Source organism: Dermatobacter hominis (assembly GCF_020715685.1).
GTDB classification, from domain to species: Bacteria; Actinomycetota; Acidimicrobiia; order Acidimicrobiales; family Microtrichaceae; genus Dermatobacter; species Dermatobacter hominis.
Map to the genome: position 1 here is coordinate 2,290,651 of NZ_CP085840.1, position 16,713 is coordinate 2,307,363.

The following is a 16,713-nucleotide window of genomic DNA, read 5'->3' on the forward strand; positions in this document are numbered from 1 at the left end:
CACCCCTACGCCCGCTTTGTTCCACCTTTTCGACGTTCCAGCGTCGATGTGGTGGAACAGAGCTGAGGGGGGATCGGTCCCCGGTGACACGGAGCGGTCGAGCCACCCACGATCGGCGCGATGTTCGACGACGTCGCCACGGAGCTCGCCGCCCGCCACAACGGCGTGGTGTCGGCCCACATGCTGCGCTCACGAGACGTCGATGCTGCAGCGATCCGATCGATACGGAGCTCGCGCCACTGGAACGAACCCATCCGCGGCGTGTTCGTCCGGACCGGCAGTCCCGACACGGTCGAGCGCCAGCTGACCATCGGCACGCTCGCCTGCGGTCGCGGCGCTGCGCTCTCCCACGAGCCGGCGTGCTGGCTCTGGGGCCAGTCGTCCTGCAGGACGCGGCCCGTGCACGTCGTGCGCACATCGCGGAAGGGACCGAACCCTGACGGCGTCACCGTCCACACCGTCAGATCCCTCCCGGACGCGTGGGTCACGGTCCTTCGAGGCGTCCCCGTGGTCAAGCCGGAGCTCTGCGCGCTCCAGCTGTTCGCCTCGTGCCACGCAGCGCGGGCAGAGCGGCTGGTCGAGCGGATGTGGTCCATGCGGCTGCTCTCGGGCCCGTCGCTCACCCGCTTCATCGCGCAGATGGGTCGCATGGGCAGGAACGGGACGGCGGGTGTGCGTGAGTACCTGGACGCCCGGCCTGCCGACTACGTCCCGGCGGCCACCAACCTCGAGACCCGGACCATGCAGATCCTCCGGGGCGCGTGGATCCACGTCCGACGACAGGTCGATGCCGGATCCGACGACGCGTGGACCGGTCGCGTCGACTTCGTCGTCGAGGGACTGCCGATCGTCATCGAGGTGCAGAGCCGAGCGCATCACACGGCCCTCACCGACGTCGAGTCGGACCGGAAGCGTCGGGCTGCGCTCGAGGCAGCCGGCTGGATCTGGGTCGAGGTCTGGGACGACGAGGTGTGGTCGTCGCCCGATGTCGTCGTCGGGAAGGTGACCGCAGCGATCGCGGAGGCTCGCGCTCGTCGTGCCGCCGCCCGCTGACAGCTCTGTTCCACCTTTTCGACGCTGGAACGTCGAAAAGGTGGAACAAAGCGGGCGGGGCGGGGGGTGTGGGGGTGGCGCGTAGGGTCCGGGGATGGGCACCGTCGGGTACTGCTGGCCGCAGAGCGTCGTCGCCGGCGAGGACGTGGACCTCCACCTCTCGGGCGACGGCACGACCCCGCTCACGGTTGAGGTCGTCCGTGATGGGCTCGAGCCGACCGTCGTGTGGCGCGCCGAGCAGACCGTCGTCGCGCCCGACCAGCCGATGCCGCCGGACGCGCCCGAGGAGGGCTGCATCTGGGCGCCGACCGTGCTCGTCCCGGTCGGCGACTGGCCGAGCGGCCTGTACCTGGTGCGCACGACCGGTCCGGACGGGGCGGAGCCCGACCCGCCGACCGCCTGGTTCGTCGTCCGACCAGCGACCGCCACGCCGGGCGCGCCCCTGCTGAAGCTCGCGACGAACACGTGGAACGCGTACAACGACGTCGGCGGCCGGAACCTCTACACGGGCGGCGTGACCGTGTCGCCGCAGCGCCCGCTGGCGTTCGGCTTCCTCGCCAAGGAGCACGCCCCGGGCGAGCGGGTCGTCGACCCGGTCGAGCAGTTCCTGACCTACTCGGTCGAGCACGGCCTGTCGCTGTGGCACGGCATGTCGGGTTGGGCCGGCCAGGAGCTGCGGTTCGTGCGCTGGGCCGAGCGGAACGGCATCGAGCTCGACGTGTGCATCGATGCCGACCTGGACGCCGAGGTCCACCGCGACCCGGCCGAGGCGCTGCTGCGCGGCCGACGCCTGGTGCTCTCCCTCGGCCACGACGAGTACTGGACCTGGGGCATGCGCGACGTCGTCGAGGGCTTCGTCGCCCGGGGCGGCAACGTCGCCTTCCTCTCCGGCAACACCGCCTACTGGCAGGTGCGTCTGGAGGAGGACGACCGGCGGATGATCGCGTGGAAGCACCGCTACCAGGAGGACCCGGTGATGGGGACCGACCGGGCGGACCGGGTGACGTCGATGTGGTCGGACCCGCTCACCGGTCGCCCCGAGACCGCGATGACCGGCGTGACCTTCACCCGCGGCGGCTACCACCGGGTCCACCTCAGCGCGCCGAGGGGGGCCGCCGGGTACGAGGTCCACCGCCACGACCACTGGCTGTTCGACGGCACGGAGCTCCGGCGCGGCGACCTCCTCGGCACCGAGGCGCGCGTCGTCGGCTACGAGTGCGACGGCACCGAGCTGTCGATCGCCGACGGCCTCCCCGTCCCCGCCGACCCGCCGACGGCCGGGACCCCGGACGGCCTCACCGTCCTGGCCACCGCCCCCGCGACCGGCTTCGACGAGATGACCACCCCGCTCCCGGTCGACGAGGGCGCCGAGTACGAGCTCGTGTTCCACGCCAAGCGGCTCCTCGGCGACGACTCCGTCGAGGCCCAGGACCGGCTCCGCCACGGGCACGCCGTCATGGCGGCCTGGACGCACGCCGGCGGTGACGACGGCGGACCGGGTGGGGCGTCGGCGGCGCGGGCGACGGGCACCGTCGTGACCGTCGGCTGCACCGAGTGGGCCTACGGGTTGGAGCTGGACCCGAGCGTGGACGACGGCGCGCCCGATCCGATCGTGGCGCGCATCACCCGCAACGTGCTCGACCGCCTCGGCTGACAGCCGAGGTCAGAGCGTGTCGAGCAGCAGGGACTGGTTGCCGCGACCGATGCGGCCCTGCTCGTCCCACATGGCCGAGTCGCTCAGCCCGATGCCCGCGGTCGAGGTCCGCATCACCGACTCCATCCCGATCCACTCCCCGACCGGCTCGCGCCACAGGTGCACGTTCAGGTCCGGGTTGATGAAGAGCCCCTCGCCGAAGCCGACGCTCGACGCGATGCCGTTGCCGAAGTCGGCGGCGGCCGAGGCCCGTTGCCAGGGCGACGGCACCTCGTCGGGCACCACCGGGACGGCGAGGCGGATCCAGTCGAACACCGGGCCGGGCACGTGGAAGCTGCCGCGCACGAACCGGTGCTCGGTGCCGCCGTTGTGGAAGCCGATGTAGGCGGCCGCTGCGGTGTTGACGTCGTCGGCGACGGGAGGGACCGGCGGCGGCACGTCGTCGATGCCGTGGGCCGCGGCACCGCCCGGCCCGCCGTCGTGCAGGGCCACGTCCGCGGTCCGGATGCGCAGGGCGCGGGCCATGACGACGACCGCGTCGTCGTTCTCGACCGACGAGAGCGTCGCCTCGAGCAGGCTGATGCGGCGGCCCGGCCGGATCACGTGGGCGGCGACGCGCAGCGGCGTCGTCGGCACCGGGCGCACCAGCTCGATCGTCACCCGCGCCAGGCGCATGGGCACCGCGGCGCCGTCCTTCGACTCGGGCAGCGGCACGGCCTCGAGCGCGCGTGTGATCAGCGCCGCCGGCGCGCCGCCGTGGCAGGCGCGGGGGTCCCAGGGGCCGCGGGTGAGGTCGGTGGGCTGCCACACGTCGTCGCCGTGGGCGCCGTCGGCCGGCACGAACAGCGCGGGTGCGACGTCGGCGGCCAGGGGGAGCTCGGCCATCGGGGACCCGACCCCTCAGCCCTTGGGGGCGGGGGCGGAGCCGGACGGGTCCTTCCCGATCGACGGGTCCGAACCGTTCGACGCGGCGGTGCGGCCGGCGACGGTCGCCTCGGCGGTCGGGTCGGCGGCCGGGTCGAACAGCGAAACCAGCTGGTCGCGACGGATCTTGCGGGTGCCGGTGCGGGGGAGGTCGTCGACGACGACGACCTGCCGCGGCGCCTTGTACCGGGCCATCCGGCCGCGGGACCAGGCGATCAGCTTGTCGGGCGTGACCTTGGCGCCGTCGCGCAGCTTCACCGCGGCGACCGGCACCTGGCCGAGCTTGGCGTCGTCGATGCCGACGACGCCCGCCTCGACGACGTCTGGGTGCTCCTCGAGGTCGGCCTCGACCTCGATCGAGTACACCGAGTAGCCCCCCGACTTGATGACGTTCTTGGACCGGCCCTGGAACGACATGAGCCCGAACGGTCCGCTGCGGACCAGGTCGCCGGTGCGGAGCCAACCGTCCTCGGTCATGGCGTCGGACGAGGCCGCGGCGTCGCCGTGGTAGCCCCGCAGCACGCCCGGCCCCTTGATCTGCAGCTCGCCGACCGATCCCGACGGGACCGGCCGGTCGTGCTGGTCCGCCACCCGCACCTTCCAGCCGGGCAGCGTCAGGCCGAGCGAGTCGCCGAGTCCCACCGGCAGCATCGGCGGCGACACCTTGGCCACCACGCCGCCGCCGGTCTCGACCATGCCGTAGCCCTCGAAGAACGCGGCCTCGCCGACCGGTCCGACGAACGGCAGCGTCATCGAGGCGCCGTAGGACTTGAAGCGCCGGGCCAGCGGCGCGGGCATCACGTCGGCGCCCGTCATCCAGAGGCGCACGCACGTGAGGTCGCGGTACTCGGCGCCGGCTTGATCGAGCAACCGGTACGTGGCGGGCACGCCCATGAACGCCGAGGACCGGCGCTCCTCGATCACGTCGAGCACCCGCTCGGCGTGGAACTGGCGGAGGAAGTACATCGGCACCCCGGCGAGCGTGGGCCCGAGCACCGAGACGAACCCCATGATGTGCGCCACGGGCAGGCTCAGCACGAGCTCGTCGTTCCGGAGCCACGACGGGAAGGCCGCCATCGGCGCCAGCCCGCCGAGCAGCGCCCGGTGCGTGAGCTCGGCGCCCTTGGGCGTCCCCGTCGTGCCCGACGTGTAGAAGAGCGCGGCCACGTCGTCGGGCGACGGCTCGGCCGGCGGCTTGGGCGTCGACCGTGACCCCGGCCCCGACATCATCTCGGTGGCGCCGCGCACGACCAGCGAGGCGCCGCTGTCGGCGATGACGTGGTCGACCTCGGCCGGGCGCATCTGCGGGTTCACCGGCGCCGGCACGCGCCCGGCGCGCGCGGCGGCGAGGCACAGGAGGAACTGGTCGATGCCGTTCGGCGTCGCGATCACGACCGTGTCGCCGGGCTCGGTGCGCGCCGCGATCACCGCCGACCACCGGGCGACGAGGTCGGCCGCCTGGCCGTAGGTCAGCGCGCGCGTGTTGCCCTCGACGCGTCCCCGGGCGGCGCCGCCGCGCACCGGCTGCGGCGGGGTGACGCCCTCCTCGGTCACCATCAGCCGGTCGCCGTGGAGGTCGACCCAGCGGTCGGCCAGGTCGGACAGCGTCACGTGGTGGCGCAGCGCCAGGCCGGCTCGCTTCAGGAACCGCACCGTCAAGGCCGAGCTCCGGGCCGACGGCTCATCGCTGGACCTTCTGGATGGGGGCCCAGGACAGGAGCAGGCGCTTCTCGCCGACGTCGGGGAACCGCACCACCGCCTCGGTCTTCTCGCCCTGGCCCTCCATGTGCAACACGACGCCCTCGCCCCACTTGGTGTGGACCACATCATCGCCCACCCGGATGTCGAGGGTGTGCGCCCCGGACTGGGTGGGAGGCGCCGGGCGGGTGGAGCGCTCCATCTGGCGCTCACGACCCGACGGCGCCCACGACGTGGACTCCCAGCCGCCCGAGCGGTGCGACGAGCGCGAGCGCTTGGACCGGCTCGCCTCGGCCTCGACGACCAGCTCCGACGGCACCTCGTCGAGGAACCGGCTCGGCGGGTTGTACTGCGTGGATCCGTGCAGCGTCCGGCACCACGCGTACGACAGGAACAGCCGCTCCCGGGCGCGGGTGATGCCGACGTACGCGAGACGGCGCTCCTCCTCGAGCTCGGCCGGCTCGGTGAGCGAGCGCATGTGCGGGAACACGCCCTCCTCCATGCCGATGAGGAAGACGTTGGGGAACTCCAGGCCCTTGGCCGAGTGCAGCGTCATGAGCACCACGCCGGTGTCGCCGGGGTCGGTGCCGTCGGGGAGCTGGTCGGTGTCGGCCACCAGCGAGACCTGCTCCAGGAACTCGTCGACCGTCTCGTACTCGCGGGCCATCCCGACCAGCTCGGCGAGGTTCTCCTGGCGCCCCTCGGACTCGAGCGTGCTCTCCGCCTCGAGCTCGGCCGCGTACCCGCTGCGGTCGAGGATCTGCTCGAGCAGGTGCCCCGGACCCTTGTCGGTCTCGGTGGCCAGCTCGTCGATCAGGTTGGTGAACGACTCGATGCCGCGGGCGGCGCGGGAGCTCGCCCCGGCGTCGTCCCACCGCCGCAGCGCGTCCATGAACGACATTTCGTGGGCGCGCGCGTAGGCGTCGAGGCGCCCGACGGTCTGGTCGCCGACGCCGCGCTTGGGCGTGTTGAGGACGCGCTTCACGCTGACCTCGTCCGTGGGGTTCACGACGGCCTTCAGGTAGGCCATCGCGTCCTTGACCTCGCGGCGGTCGTAGAAGCGCATGCCGCCGACCACCCGGTACGGGATGCCGGAGCGCAGGAACTGCTCCTCGAGCACGCGGCTCTGCGCGTTGGTCCGGTAGAAGACCGCGAAGTCCGACCACAGGACGTCGCCGCGGTCGTGCAGCGAGGAGATCTGGTGGGCGACCCACTGCGACTCCTCGGCCTCGTCCTCGCCCTGGAAGCGAACGATCTTCTCGCCCGGGCCCTCGTCGGTCCAGAGGTCCTTGGGCTTGCGAGCGGTGTTGTTGGCGATGACCGCGTTGGCGGCGTCGAGGATGGTCTGCGTGGAGCGGTAGTTCTGCTCGAGCACCACCGTCGTGGCGTCGGGGAACGTGTTCTCGAACTCGAGGAGGTTGCGCATGTCCGCTCCTCGGAACTTGTAGATCGACTGGTCGAGGTCCCCGACGACGCAGACGTTGCGGTGCTCCTCGCCGAGCAGCATCACGAGGTCGTTCTGGACCGGGTTGGTGTCCTGGTACTCGTCGACCAGCACGTTGCCGAAGCGGTTGCGGTAGTGCTCGAGCACCTGCGGTTCGGTGCGGAAGAGCTCCACCGTCACGCCGAGCAGGTCGTCGAAGTCCATCGCCCCGGCCTTGAGGAGCCGGGCCTGGTACTCCTCGAACACCTCGCCGATGCGACGCTCGTGGATGACCGACGCCCGCTCCAGGTAGTCCTCGGCCGAGAGGCCGTCGTTCTTGGCCGCCGAGATCGCGGCGTGCACCGAACGGGGAGGGAACCGCTTGGGGTCGATGTTGAGGTCGCGCAGGACGTAGCCGGTGAGCCGGACCGCGTCGGCCTGGTCGTAGATCGTGAACGCCGACGGGTACCCGAGCAGCTGGGCGTCGCGCCGCAGGATGCGCACGCAGGCCGAGTGGAACGTCGACACCCACATCTTGTCGGCGACCGGCCCGACCAGCCGGCCGATCCGCTCCTTCATCTCCCCCGCCGCCTTGTTGGTGAAGGTGATGGCGAGGATCTCGAACGGCGACACGCGGTGCGCGTGGATGAGGTGGGCGATCCGGTGGGTGAGCACACGCGTCTTGCCCGACCCGGCGCCCGCGACCACGAGCAGCGGGCCCTCGCCGTGGGTGACCGCCTCGTACTGGGCCGGGTTGAGCCCTTCCAGGAGGTCCTCGACGCTCATCGCCGCCCACCCTACTTGCGGGTCCCGACACCCCAGATCGGGCCCGAAGCGGCTCCTCGGGTCTCGCATCTCGGGCACCACGGACCACTGATTGGTACCGCATGCCCGAGTTCGACGGCCGGGGTCGGCTGCGATGCGGGCCGGCCCGGGCGAGGGGTGCGCCAGGCGACCGGGTGGGTCAGGCGGGAGCCACCTGCAGGCGCTCCTGGAAGAACCGCAGCACCTGTTCGAGCGCGTCACGGGTGGGCTGGCCCGGCTCGTCGATGAGGTCCTCGGTCAGCACCGAGTGCGCCGCCTTGCGGTGACCCCACGGGTTGCCGGGCGAGGAGTCGATCTCGACGCCGATGAAGTTGTCGCCGAGCTCCCGCCGCAACGACGCGAACCGGGCGGCGGGCACCAAGCGGTCGCCGGTGAAGCGGAGGCCGAGCACGCAGATGTCGTCGGCCTCGGCGCGCTCCTTGACCGCGAGCAGGTCGCGGTCCGACAGGCCCAGGTCGGCGCCGCGCTTCTTGCCGCCGCCGATCGGCAGCGACGGCTGCGACAGGACCGGCGCCAGCATCTCGGGCTCGGTCGCCATCGCGAGCGCGAACCCGCCCGTGAAGCACATGCCGACCGCTCCGACGCCCGGGCCGCCGCACCGCGAGTGCGCATCACGGGCCAACGCCCGCAGCCAGTCGATCGCCGGCGGCGTCGTCCGCAGGGCGAAGGCCCTGAACTCCTTCGACACGCAGGCCGGGATCGCCGCCTGCGCGAGCACCCCGGGCGTCGCCTCGGCGCCGGTCTTGCCGAACAGCTCGGGCATGACGACCGTGAAGCCTGCGTCGACGACCTTCCGTGCGAAGCCGATGACCGCGGGGGTGATGCCGGGCAGCTCCTCGATCACGATGACCGCGGGCCCCTCGCCGGCGACGAAGACCCGCCGGGTCTTGCCCCCGAACGTGAACTCCTCGGTCGCGAAGCCGTCGATCTGCACTTCGTCGGTGGCGCTCGTCACGCCCGAACCGTACCCGGCGATCAGCGCCAGCCCGTGCGGCCGCCAGGGATCTGAGGCGCGGATCACGACAAGGGATGTCGCTGTGCACCCCTATATCCCGTTGGGGTTACCCTTCCGGGCCGTGTCCGGTCCCCGTCGCCGCCCGTTCCGCTTCACGCTCCAGGCCTCGCACATGGAACGGCCCGAGGACCTGGTGCCGCTCGCCCGCAAGGCGGAGGACATCGGCGTCAGCGTGCTGACCGTGGCCGACCACCTCGACGACGAGCTCGCCCCGATCGCCGCGCTGATGGCGGCCGCCGACGCCACCACCGAGCTGCGGGTCGGGACCCTCGTGTTCGCGAACGACTACCGGCACCCCGCCGTGCTCGCCAAGGAGGCGGCGACCGTCGACCGGCTCAGCGGCGGCCGCCTCGAGTTCGGACTCGGAGCGGGCTGGATGACCACGGACTACGAGTCGACGGGCATCCCGCTCGATTCGCCGTCGGTCCGCATCGAGCGGCTCGAGGAGGCGCTGCAGGTGATCGCGGCGCTGTGGACCGGCGAGCCCGTCGAGCACCACGGTCGCTTCTACGACATCAGCGGGCTGGTCGGCAGCCCCCTCCCCGCCCAGCGACCCCATCCCCCGATCGTGATCGGCGGCGGCGGCCGGAAGGTCCTCGAGGTCGCCGGTCGCCACGCCGACATCGTCAACCTCAACCCGGCGCTGGCCGCCGGCGTGATCGACCACCGGGCGGGGCCCTCGGCCACGCCGGAGGCGACCGAGCGGAAGATCGGCTGGATCCGCGAGGCGGCCGGCGAGCGGTTCGACGACATCGAGCTCGGCACCCGCATCCACCTGGCGATCGTCACCGACGACCGGCAGGAGATGTTCGACGCGCTGGCCGGTGGGTTCGGGATGACCGCCGAGGAGGCGGCCGGCTCACCGCACGCGCTGTGCGGCTCGCTCGACGAGATGGCCGAGGACCTCGAGGTCCGCCGCGAGCGGTTCGGCATCTCGACGATCGGGTTGTCGGCGTCGTCGCTCGACGACCTCGCGCCGCTCATCGGTCGGCTCGCCGGCAGCTGATCCCGAGCCGAGCGACCCACCCGCCGTTCCGCGTGCCGAGATCGTCGCAGTGCGACGACCAGCGCACCGGGAACGCAGCCGCGGCGGGCTGACCAGCTGGACTGACCAGCGTCAGGCGACGCGGCCGGCGCGCACGAGCTTGCCCATGCGCGTGATCGGCGAGACCTTCACCACGTCGCCCGTGTGCGGCGCGTGGATCATCATCCCGCCGCCGATGTACAGGCCGACGTGCGAGATGGGGTTGTTGAAGAACACCAGGTCGCCGGGCTGCAGCTGGTCGAGCGAGATGCGCTGAGTGGCGGCGTACTGCGCGGACGACGAGTGCGGGAGGCTCTTGCCGGCCCGGGCCCACGCCCACATGGTGAGTCCCGAGCAGTCGAAGCCGGTCGACGGGCTGGCGCCCGCCCACTTGTAGGGGACGCCCAGCACGGACTGCGCCGCGGCGATCGCGGCGCCGGCCCCGCTGCCCACCGGTGCGACCGGCAACGACGGCGCGGGCGCGGCCGGCTTCGGCGCGGCCGGCTTGGCCGCCGCCTTGGGCGCCGCGGTCGTGCCCGGCGCACCCGCCCGGGCGGCGGCCGCGGTGGTCGTGGTCTGCGCGGCGGCCGCGGCGGCGCGCTGGCGGGCCTCGGCCTCGGCGGCGGCCTTGGCCGCGGCCTCCTGCTCCTTGCGCTCCTGCTCGGCCGCGACGGCGGCCTTGAGCTCGGCGTTGGCGCCGTCGAGCAGCCGCTGCTGCTCGTCGACGCTCGCCTCGAGGTCGTCCTTCACCGAGCGCTGCTTCGCCTGCTGCTCCTCGAGCACCTTCGACGATGCGTCGAGCTCGGCGGTGCGGTCGTCGAGGTCGAGCTGCGCGGCCCGGAGGTGGTCGGCGACCTGCTCGCGGTCGCCGTGCAACGTCTCGAGCAGCACCTTCTCGTTGACCGCGGTGTTCGGGTCGCCCACGCCGAGGCCGGCGACGTCGGAGCCGGCGCTCATGTAGGCGCTCACGATGTAGCTGCTGGCCTGCTGCTTGGCCTCGTCCATCTTCGACCGGGCGTCGGCGACGGCCGCACGGTTCTGCTCGACCTGCTGCGACACCCGGTCCATCTCGAGCTCGGTCTGGAGAAACTGCTCGTCGAGCGCCGACGCCTTTGCCTCGAGCCGGTCCATCTCGGCGGCGAGGCGCTGCACCTTCGCCCGCTGGCCCTCGACGTCCTGCGCCGACGCGGTGCCGGCCATCGATGCGCCGATGACCAGCGCCAGGGCCGCCACCACGGCGACCGGACGGACCGCCCGGCCGATGCGTGCGGGCGCGCCCGGGGCCTCGGACGGCACGGGACGCGGGGTGGGGGTGAGGCGGGACGGACGCATGACGGAGAGCAAGTCAACCACCATCCGCGTTCTGTTACAAACAGGTGTCGATCCCGACACCGTTTCGATGGGAGTGGGGTCGCGTCTCGCTCCGACCGCCCGGTCCAGCCGCCGCACGATCCGAGATCGTGTCGACGTGGCACGAGATGATGCGAGACGTCACCTGGACGGGCGTCCCCAGGCCGGGCCCCAGCGGCCGTTGGGGGCCGCCCCGGATGGTCCGGCGGCCCGCCACGCCCGACGGTGGAGCCGTGGACGCCACCCCGGCGACCACGCACCGTCGCAGGACGCGGCCGACGGGTCGGACCCGATCGGAACGCTGGGCGCTGCGACCCGACCGATCGGAGCGCACGTGAACACCTCACCCGACCTGTCCGGAGCGGCCGACGCCGCCGGACCCCGCCCGGCGACCGACCCCCCGTCCGGCGATCCGCCGGCGCGCGCCACCGGGACCGCAGCGCGAGGCAGTGGGGCGGAGCGTCCCGCCCCTACGTCCCTCCCGGTGTCGTGGTGGCGGCCCGAGGTCGGCCAGTGGCTCGTCGAGCAGCGGAACGCCGGTGCGACGCCGGCCGAGATCACGACCGAGCTCGTCGCCCGGGGCTGGGACGCCGACGCCGCGGCCGACACCGCCCGGCGCTCGCTGCGTCGCTCGGACCACCACCGCGTGCTCTACGGCGCGCTGTGCTGGTCCGTCGGGCTCGGGGCGCTCGGTCTGGCCACGGGGCTGCACCAGGTGCTCGCCGACACGCCCGAGCCCCGGATCGCGGCCTTGGCGTTCACGCTCGCCGTCGTGCTCCTGCCGCTCGGCGCCTGGTGCGCCTGGACCGCACGCGAGCTCGAGGAGCGCTCGACGCACGCGGTGTGGTCGCCGACCCGACGCATGTGGTTCGGCACGCTCGCCACGCTCACCGCGGTGATCGGCCTGGTCCGGCTGATCACCTACGTGTACCTGATGATCGCCACGCTGACCGGCGCCCGCAGCACACCGCTGTCGCCCGAGGACCAGCTGCAGGTCCTGGTCTCGCTCGGCATCGTGATCCCTCTCTTCGCCTGGTCGTTCCGGGAGTGGCGGCGCTCCGACGTCGTGATCTCGGGGCTCCGGGACGTCGACGGGACCGCCGCCGGGGCGGATCAGGACCGACGGGGCGACCGATGAACGCGGTGGCCACCCCGACGACGGCCGTGACGACCGCGACCGACGTGGTCGGCGCCGCACCCGAGGGCCGCGGGCGCGACACCGTGCTCGACCTCGTCCGGGCCGGCGCCCTGGTCGTCGTGGTGGCATGGCACTGGGCGTTCACGACGCTGCGCTGGGACGACGGTCCTCGGATCGGCAACCCGACCGGCGAGACCCCCGGCCTGTGGCTCGCGACGTGGTGCCTCCAGGTCATGCCGCTCTTCTTCCTCGTCGGTGGCTCGCTGCACGCCTCGTCGCTGCGCCGGGCCACCACGACCCGCGACGACGCGGCGTTCGTGCGGGGACGGTTCGGCCGGCTGGTCCCGCCGGTCCTCCCCCTGCTGGCGCTCGCCGTCGCGGTCGGGCTCGGCGGGGCGGCGCTCGGCCGGGACGACGTCGTGCGAGGCGTCGTGCTGATGATCACCCCGCTGTGGTTCCTCGCCACCTACCTCGTGCTGGTGCTGCTCGCGCCGCTGGCCCGCCGGGTGCACCGGTCGTGCGGGCTGTGGGCGGTGTCCGCCGGCGCGGTGCTCGTCGCGGTGGTCGACCGGCTCACCTGGGCGGGCCACATCGACGGCGTCGCCCCGATGCTCGCCGAGTACGTCCTGACCTGGGCCGTCGTGCACCAGCTCGGGTTCCACCTCGGATCGCTCCGGTCAGGGCCCCGCACCGCTCGGTGGGCGACCTGCCTCGGCGGGTTCGCGCTGCTGGCCGTCGGCGTCCGCTGGCTCGGCTACCCGCCCTCGATGGTCGGCACCCACACCGACCCGATCTCGAACATGTCGCCGCCGAACCTGATGGTCGTGTTCTTGGCCCTCGCGCAGATGGGGCTGCTCGCGATCGCCGACCCGCACCTCCGGCGCTGGACCGATCGGCACCGCGGCCTGCTCGGCACCGCCGGCGCGTGGTCGATGACCGTCTACGTGTGGCACATGCTCGCCCTCGCCGCCTTCTGGGGCATCGCCGTCGTCGTCATCGGCCCGGTGCACGACCGCGTCGACGGCACGTGGTGGCTGCAGCGGCCGGTCTGGCTGGTGGGCCCGCTGCTGGTCGCCCTCCCGCTGTTCTCCCTGACCCGACCGGATCGGGGTCCCCGTCGGGCAGCATGACCCCGATGGTTCGCGACCGCGTGACCCCGACGACCGCTGCGCTGCAGCGGCGGATGCAGCTCGCGCTGGGCGCGCTGCGCGGCATCACGCTCGCGTGGTCGGCGATCGTCTGCGCGATCGACGCGTCGTCGGGGGTGCTCGACCGACCCGCCGTCGCCGGGTCGGCCCTCGTCGTCCTGGCCGCGTGGTCGGTGGTCTGGACGGTGGCGGTCGGGCGCCGGGACCGATGGGTGTCGGGCGTGGCCGGGATCGTCGTCGACCTGCTCCTCGCGTGCGCGGCGGTGTTCGCCGACCACGTCGTCTACGGCGGCGAGCACCCGCAGTCGTTCGCGTCGGCGTGGCCGCTCGTCGCCGTCGTGGCCACGGGCATCGCGGCCGGCGCGTCGGCCGGCATGGCGGGCGGCGCGGCCGTCGGGCTGGCGAACGTCGTCGGGCAGTCCACCGCCGGCGGGGGCATGGACGGCGAGTGGCTGTCGTCGCTCGGCACGCTCGTGCTGGTCGCCGCGTCCGGCTGGGTCGGCGGGTGGGTGGCCGACCGGCTGCGGACCACGGCGCAGGCCGCGGCCGACGCCCAGGCCCGCGCCGAGGTCGCCCGGACGCTGCACGACGGCGTGCTGCAGACCCTGGCGGTCGTGCAGCGCCGATCCGACGACGAGGACCTCGTCGCCCTCGCCCGGGAGCAGGATGCCGAGCTGCGCGCCTTCCTGCGCGGCGAGCCGGTCGCCGGCGCCGCCGATCGCGGCACCGGAGCGACCGACGACCTCGCCGCGCGGCTCCGCGAGGCGCTGGCCGGGGTGGAGCGACGACAGCGCATCAGCGCGCAGCTCGTCGTCGTCGATCCGGGCACGGCGCGTGGCGCGGCCGCAGCCGCGCTCGTCGGTGCGACGTCCGAGGCCGTGGTCAACGCCGCCAAGCACGCAGGCGTCGAGCAGGTCTGGGTCAGCGTCGACCGGCGCCTGCCGTCGGGCACGATGGTCGTCGTGCACGACGAGGGCGTGGGGTTCGACACCGCAGCGGTGCCGGCCGGCGACGGGCTGACCGCCTCGATCCGGGAGCGGCTGGCCGCGGTCGACGGCGGCGCCGACGTGCAGAGCGCCGCCGGCCGGGGCACCGACGTGACGATGTGGGTCCCGTGACCGGCGGCGCCGCGACCACCGAGGGGCGGGCCGTGCGCGTCGTGGTGGCCGACGACCACCAGATCTGGCGGTCCGGCATCCGGGCGGACCTGGGTGACCGGTTCCACGTGGTCGCCGAGGCCGAGGACGCCCCGACCGCCATCGAGGCGGCGCGCACGCAGCGGCCCGACCTGGTGCTGTGCGACCTGAACATGCCCGGCGGGGGCGGCATGGCGGTCGTGCAGGCGCTGGCGGCCGAGGTCCCCGTCGTCGTCCTCACCGTCAGCGAGTCGGAGCGCGACCTGCTCGACGTGGTCGCTGCCGGCGCGGTCGGCTACCTGCTCAAGTCGACGCGCTCGGACGAGCTTCGCGCCTCGCTGCTGCGGGCGGCCGACGGCGAGCCCGTCTTCTCACCGCAGCTCGCGGCGCTGCTCATCGGCGAGTACCGGCGCCTGGCCACGACCGGCGGCGACGGCTCGCTGCCGCTGTCGGAGCGCGAGCGCGAGGTGCTCGCCCACGTCGCCCGCGGCGAGTCCTACAAGGCGGTCGGCGAGGCGCTGTTCATCTCGCCCAAGACGGTCGAGAACCACGTGCGCAACACGATGGCCAAGCTGCACCTGTCGCGCCGGCACGAGCTCGTGCGCTGGGCGGTCGACCACGGCATCACCTGACGCCCTCGCCGGCTCTGTTCCCGAGATCTGGGGCGTTCGCCCCAGGATCCGGGAACGAAGCGGGCGGTCAGCGCTGGGGGTCGGTCACTCCCACTCGATGGTGCCGGGCGGCTTCGACGTGATGTCGTACGCGACGCGGTTCACGCCGGGGACCTCGTTGATGATCCGGCTCGCCATCGACTCGAGCACGTCGTAGGGGATGCGGGCCCAGTCGGCGGTCATCGCGTCCTCCGACGTGACGGCCCGGATGATCACCGGGTGCCCGTAGGTGCGCTCGTCGCCCATCACGCCGACGGTGCGGATGTCGGGCAGCACGGCGAACGCCTGCCAGATCTCGCGCTCGAGGCCGGCGATTCGGAGCTCCTCCCGGACGATGGCGTCCGCCTCCTGCAGCAGCGCCACCATCTCGGGCGTCACCTCGCCGATGATGCGCACGCCGAGCCCCGGCCCGGGGAACGGCTGGCGCCAGACGATCTCGTCGGGCAGGCCGAGCTCGTGGCCGACGGCGCGCACCTCGTCCTTGAAGAGGAGGCGGAGCGGCTCGACCAGCTCGAAGTCGAGGTCCTCGGGCAGGCCACCGACGTTGTGGTGGCTCTTGATCGTCGCGGCGTGGGCGGTGCCGGACTCGATGACGTCGGGGTAGAGCGTGCCCTGCACGAGGAACCGGGCGTCCTCGACGCCGCCGCGGGCGTCCTCGAACACCCGGATGAACAGCTCGCCGATCGCCTTGCGCTTGTCCTCGGGCTCGGTGACACCGGCCAGCCGCTCGAAGAAGCGGTCGGCGGCGCGGACGTGGATGAGCTCCATGCCCTGGTGGCGTCGGAACGTCTCGACGACCTGGTCGCCCTCGTTCTTGCGCATCAGGCCCGTGTCGACGAACACGCAGGTCAGCTGCGGGCCGATCGCCTTGTGCACGAGCGCCGCCGCGACCGCGGAGTCGACGCCGCCCGACAGGCCGCAGATGGCCCGGCCGTCACCGACCTGGGCCCGGATCGCCTCGACCGACGCGTCGATGAAGTTCTCCATCGTCCACGTCGCCGGCAGGCCGGCCAGGTCGTGGAGGAACCGGGTGATCAGCTCCTGGCCGTGCGGGGTGTGCGCCACCTCGGGGTGGTACTGCACGCCCCAGATCTTCCGCTCGGGCGACTCGATCACCGCGCACGGCGCACCCTCGGAGGCAGCCGTGGCGACGAAGCCCTCGGGCGGGCGCTGCACGGCGTCGAAGTGGCTCATCCACACGGTCTGGTCGGCCGGCAGGTCCGCGGTGAGGATCGACGACACGACGTCGCTGCTGCGGTGCACGACCGTCCGGCCGTACTCGCCGGCGCCGCCCCCACCGACCTCGCCGCCGAGCTGCTGCGCGATCAGCTGCTGGCCGTAGCAGATGCCGAGGATCGGGACGCCGAGGTCGTAGACGCCCGGGTCGATCGACGGGGCGTCGGGCACGCGCACCGACTTGGGACCGCCGGAGAAGATGATCGCCGCCGGGTCGCGCTGGGCGAGCTCGGCCGCGGTGATCGAGTGCGGGACGATCTCGGAGTAGACGTTCGCCTCGCGGACGCGGCGGGCGATCAGCTGTGCGTACTGCGCACCGAAGTCGACGACGAGCACGGTCGGCTGGTCGCCGACGACCGCCTCGGCCTCGGCTCGGCTGCCTGCATCGGGTCGGCCGCTGTCGCTCATCGCTGGCTCC

13 protein-coding genes are annotated in these 16,713 nt (G+C 73.2%); 7 read left to right on the plus strand and 6 right to left on the minus strand.

Annotation, left to right across the window (positions count from 1 at the left end; all coding sequences use genetic code 11):
- Positions 1 to 120 precede the first annotated feature (120 nt).
- A complete protein-coding gene (locus tag LH044_RS10670; protein ID WP_227760016.1) occupies positions 121 to 1,053 on the plus strand; it encodes an endonuclease domain-containing protein in 933 nt (310 codons plus the stop codon).
- 94 nt (positions 1,054 to 1,147) lie between these two features.
- On the plus strand, positions 1,148 to 2,707 hold the full coding sequence (locus tag LH044_RS10675; protein ID WP_227760017.1) for a N,N-dimethylformamidase beta subunit family domain-containing protein: 1,560 nt from the start codon (positions 1,148 to 1,150) through the stop codon (positions 2,705 to 2,707).
- A gap of 9 nt (positions 2,708 to 2,716) precedes the next feature.
- On the opposite strand, the gene LH044_RS10680 is transcribed toward LH044_RS10675, so the two are convergent.
- The 4 genes from LH044_RS10680 to LH044_RS10695 form a co-directional block, all read right to left on the minus strand.
- The gene (locus tag LH044_RS10680) at positions 2,717 to 3,592 is read right to left on the minus strand and encodes a thioesterase family protein (protein ID WP_227760018.1); all 876 of its coding nucleotides are present in this window, start codon (positions 3,590 to 3,592) and stop codon (positions 2,717 to 2,719) included.
- A gap of 15 nt (positions 3,593 to 3,607) precedes the next feature.
- On the minus strand, positions 3,608 to 5,284 hold the full coding sequence (locus tag LH044_RS10685) for a class I adenylate-forming enzyme family protein (RefSeq protein ID WP_227760096.1): 1,677 nt from the start codon (positions 5,282 to 5,284) through the stop codon (positions 3,608 to 3,610).
- Positions 5,285 to 5,312: 28 nt separating this feature from the next.
- Positions 5,313 to 7,538, minus strand: a complete 2,226-nt coding sequence (gene pcrA / locus LH044_RS10690; protein WP_227760019.1) for a DNA helicase PcrA — start codon at positions 7,536 to 7,538, stop codon at positions 5,313 to 5,315.
- Positions 7,539 to 7,716: 178 nt separating this feature from the next.
- Positions 7,717 to 8,532 (minus strand): dienelactone hydrolase family protein, encoded by an 816-nt coding sequence (locus LH044_RS10695; protein ID WP_227760020.1) that lies wholly within the window; start codon positions 8,530 to 8,532, stop codon positions 7,717 to 7,719.
- Between the two features lie 121 nt (positions 8,533 to 8,653).
- Between LH044_RS10695 and LH044_RS10700 the strand changes: the two genes are divergently transcribed.
- On the plus strand, positions 8,654 to 9,598 hold the full coding sequence (locus tag LH044_RS10700; protein ID WP_227760021.1) for a TIGR03621 family F420-dependent LLM class oxidoreductase: 945 nt from the start codon (positions 8,654 to 8,656) through the stop codon (positions 9,596 to 9,598).
- A 111-nt stretch (positions 9,599 to 9,709) separates the two neighbouring features.
- On the opposite strand, the gene LH044_RS10705 is transcribed toward LH044_RS10700, so the two are convergent.
- The gene (locus LH044_RS10705; RefSeq protein WP_227760022.1) at positions 9,710 to 10,912 is read right to left on the minus strand and encodes a C40 family peptidase; all 1,203 of its coding nucleotides are present in this window, start codon (positions 10,910 to 10,912) and stop codon (positions 9,710 to 9,712) included.
- A 538-nt stretch (positions 10,913 to 11,450) separates the two neighbouring features.
- On the opposite strand from LH044_RS10705, the gene LH044_RS10710 reads away from it, so the two are divergent.
- From LH044_RS10710 to LH044_RS10725, 4 genes are read left to right on the plus strand one after another with little or no spacing between them, the layout of a single operon-like run.
- Positions 11,451 to 12,104, plus strand: a complete 654-nt coding sequence (locus LH044_RS10710; protein WP_227760023.1) for a hypothetical protein — start codon at positions 11,451 to 11,453, stop codon at positions 12,102 to 12,104.
- Positions 12,101 to 13,234 carry an acyltransferase family protein gene (locus LH044_RS10715; RefSeq protein ID WP_227760024.1) on the plus strand — a complete coding sequence of 378 codons (1,134 nt, stop codon included), beginning with the start codon at positions 12,101 to 12,103 and terminating at the stop codon, positions 13,232 to 13,234. The genes LH044_RS10710 and LH044_RS10715 overlap by 4 nt, the downstream gene beginning before the upstream one ends.
- A 5-nt stretch (positions 13,235 to 13,239) precedes the next feature.
- Positions 13,240 to 14,370 carry a sensor histidine kinase gene (locus LH044_RS10720; protein ID WP_227760025.1) on the plus strand — a complete coding sequence of 377 codons (1,131 nt, stop codon included), beginning with the start codon at positions 13,240 to 13,242 and terminating at the stop codon, positions 14,368 to 14,370.
- Positions 14,367 to 15,020, plus strand: a complete 654-nt coding sequence (locus LH044_RS10725; RefSeq protein ID WP_227760026.1) for a response regulator — start codon at positions 14,367 to 14,369, stop codon at positions 15,018 to 15,020. Before LH044_RS10720 ends, LH044_RS10725 begins: the two co-directional genes overlap by 4 nt.
- 84 nt (positions 15,021 to 15,104) lie before the next feature.
- On the opposite strand, the gene guaA is transcribed toward LH044_RS10725, so the two are convergent.
- Positions 15,105 to 16,703: a glutamine-hydrolyzing GMP synthase gene (guaA, locus tag LH044_RS10730; protein WP_227760027.1), complete on the minus strand. Its 1,599-nt coding sequence runs from the start codon at positions 16,701 to 16,703 to the stop codon at positions 15,105 to 15,107.
- Between the last annotated feature and the right edge of the window lie 10 nt (positions 16,704 to 16,713).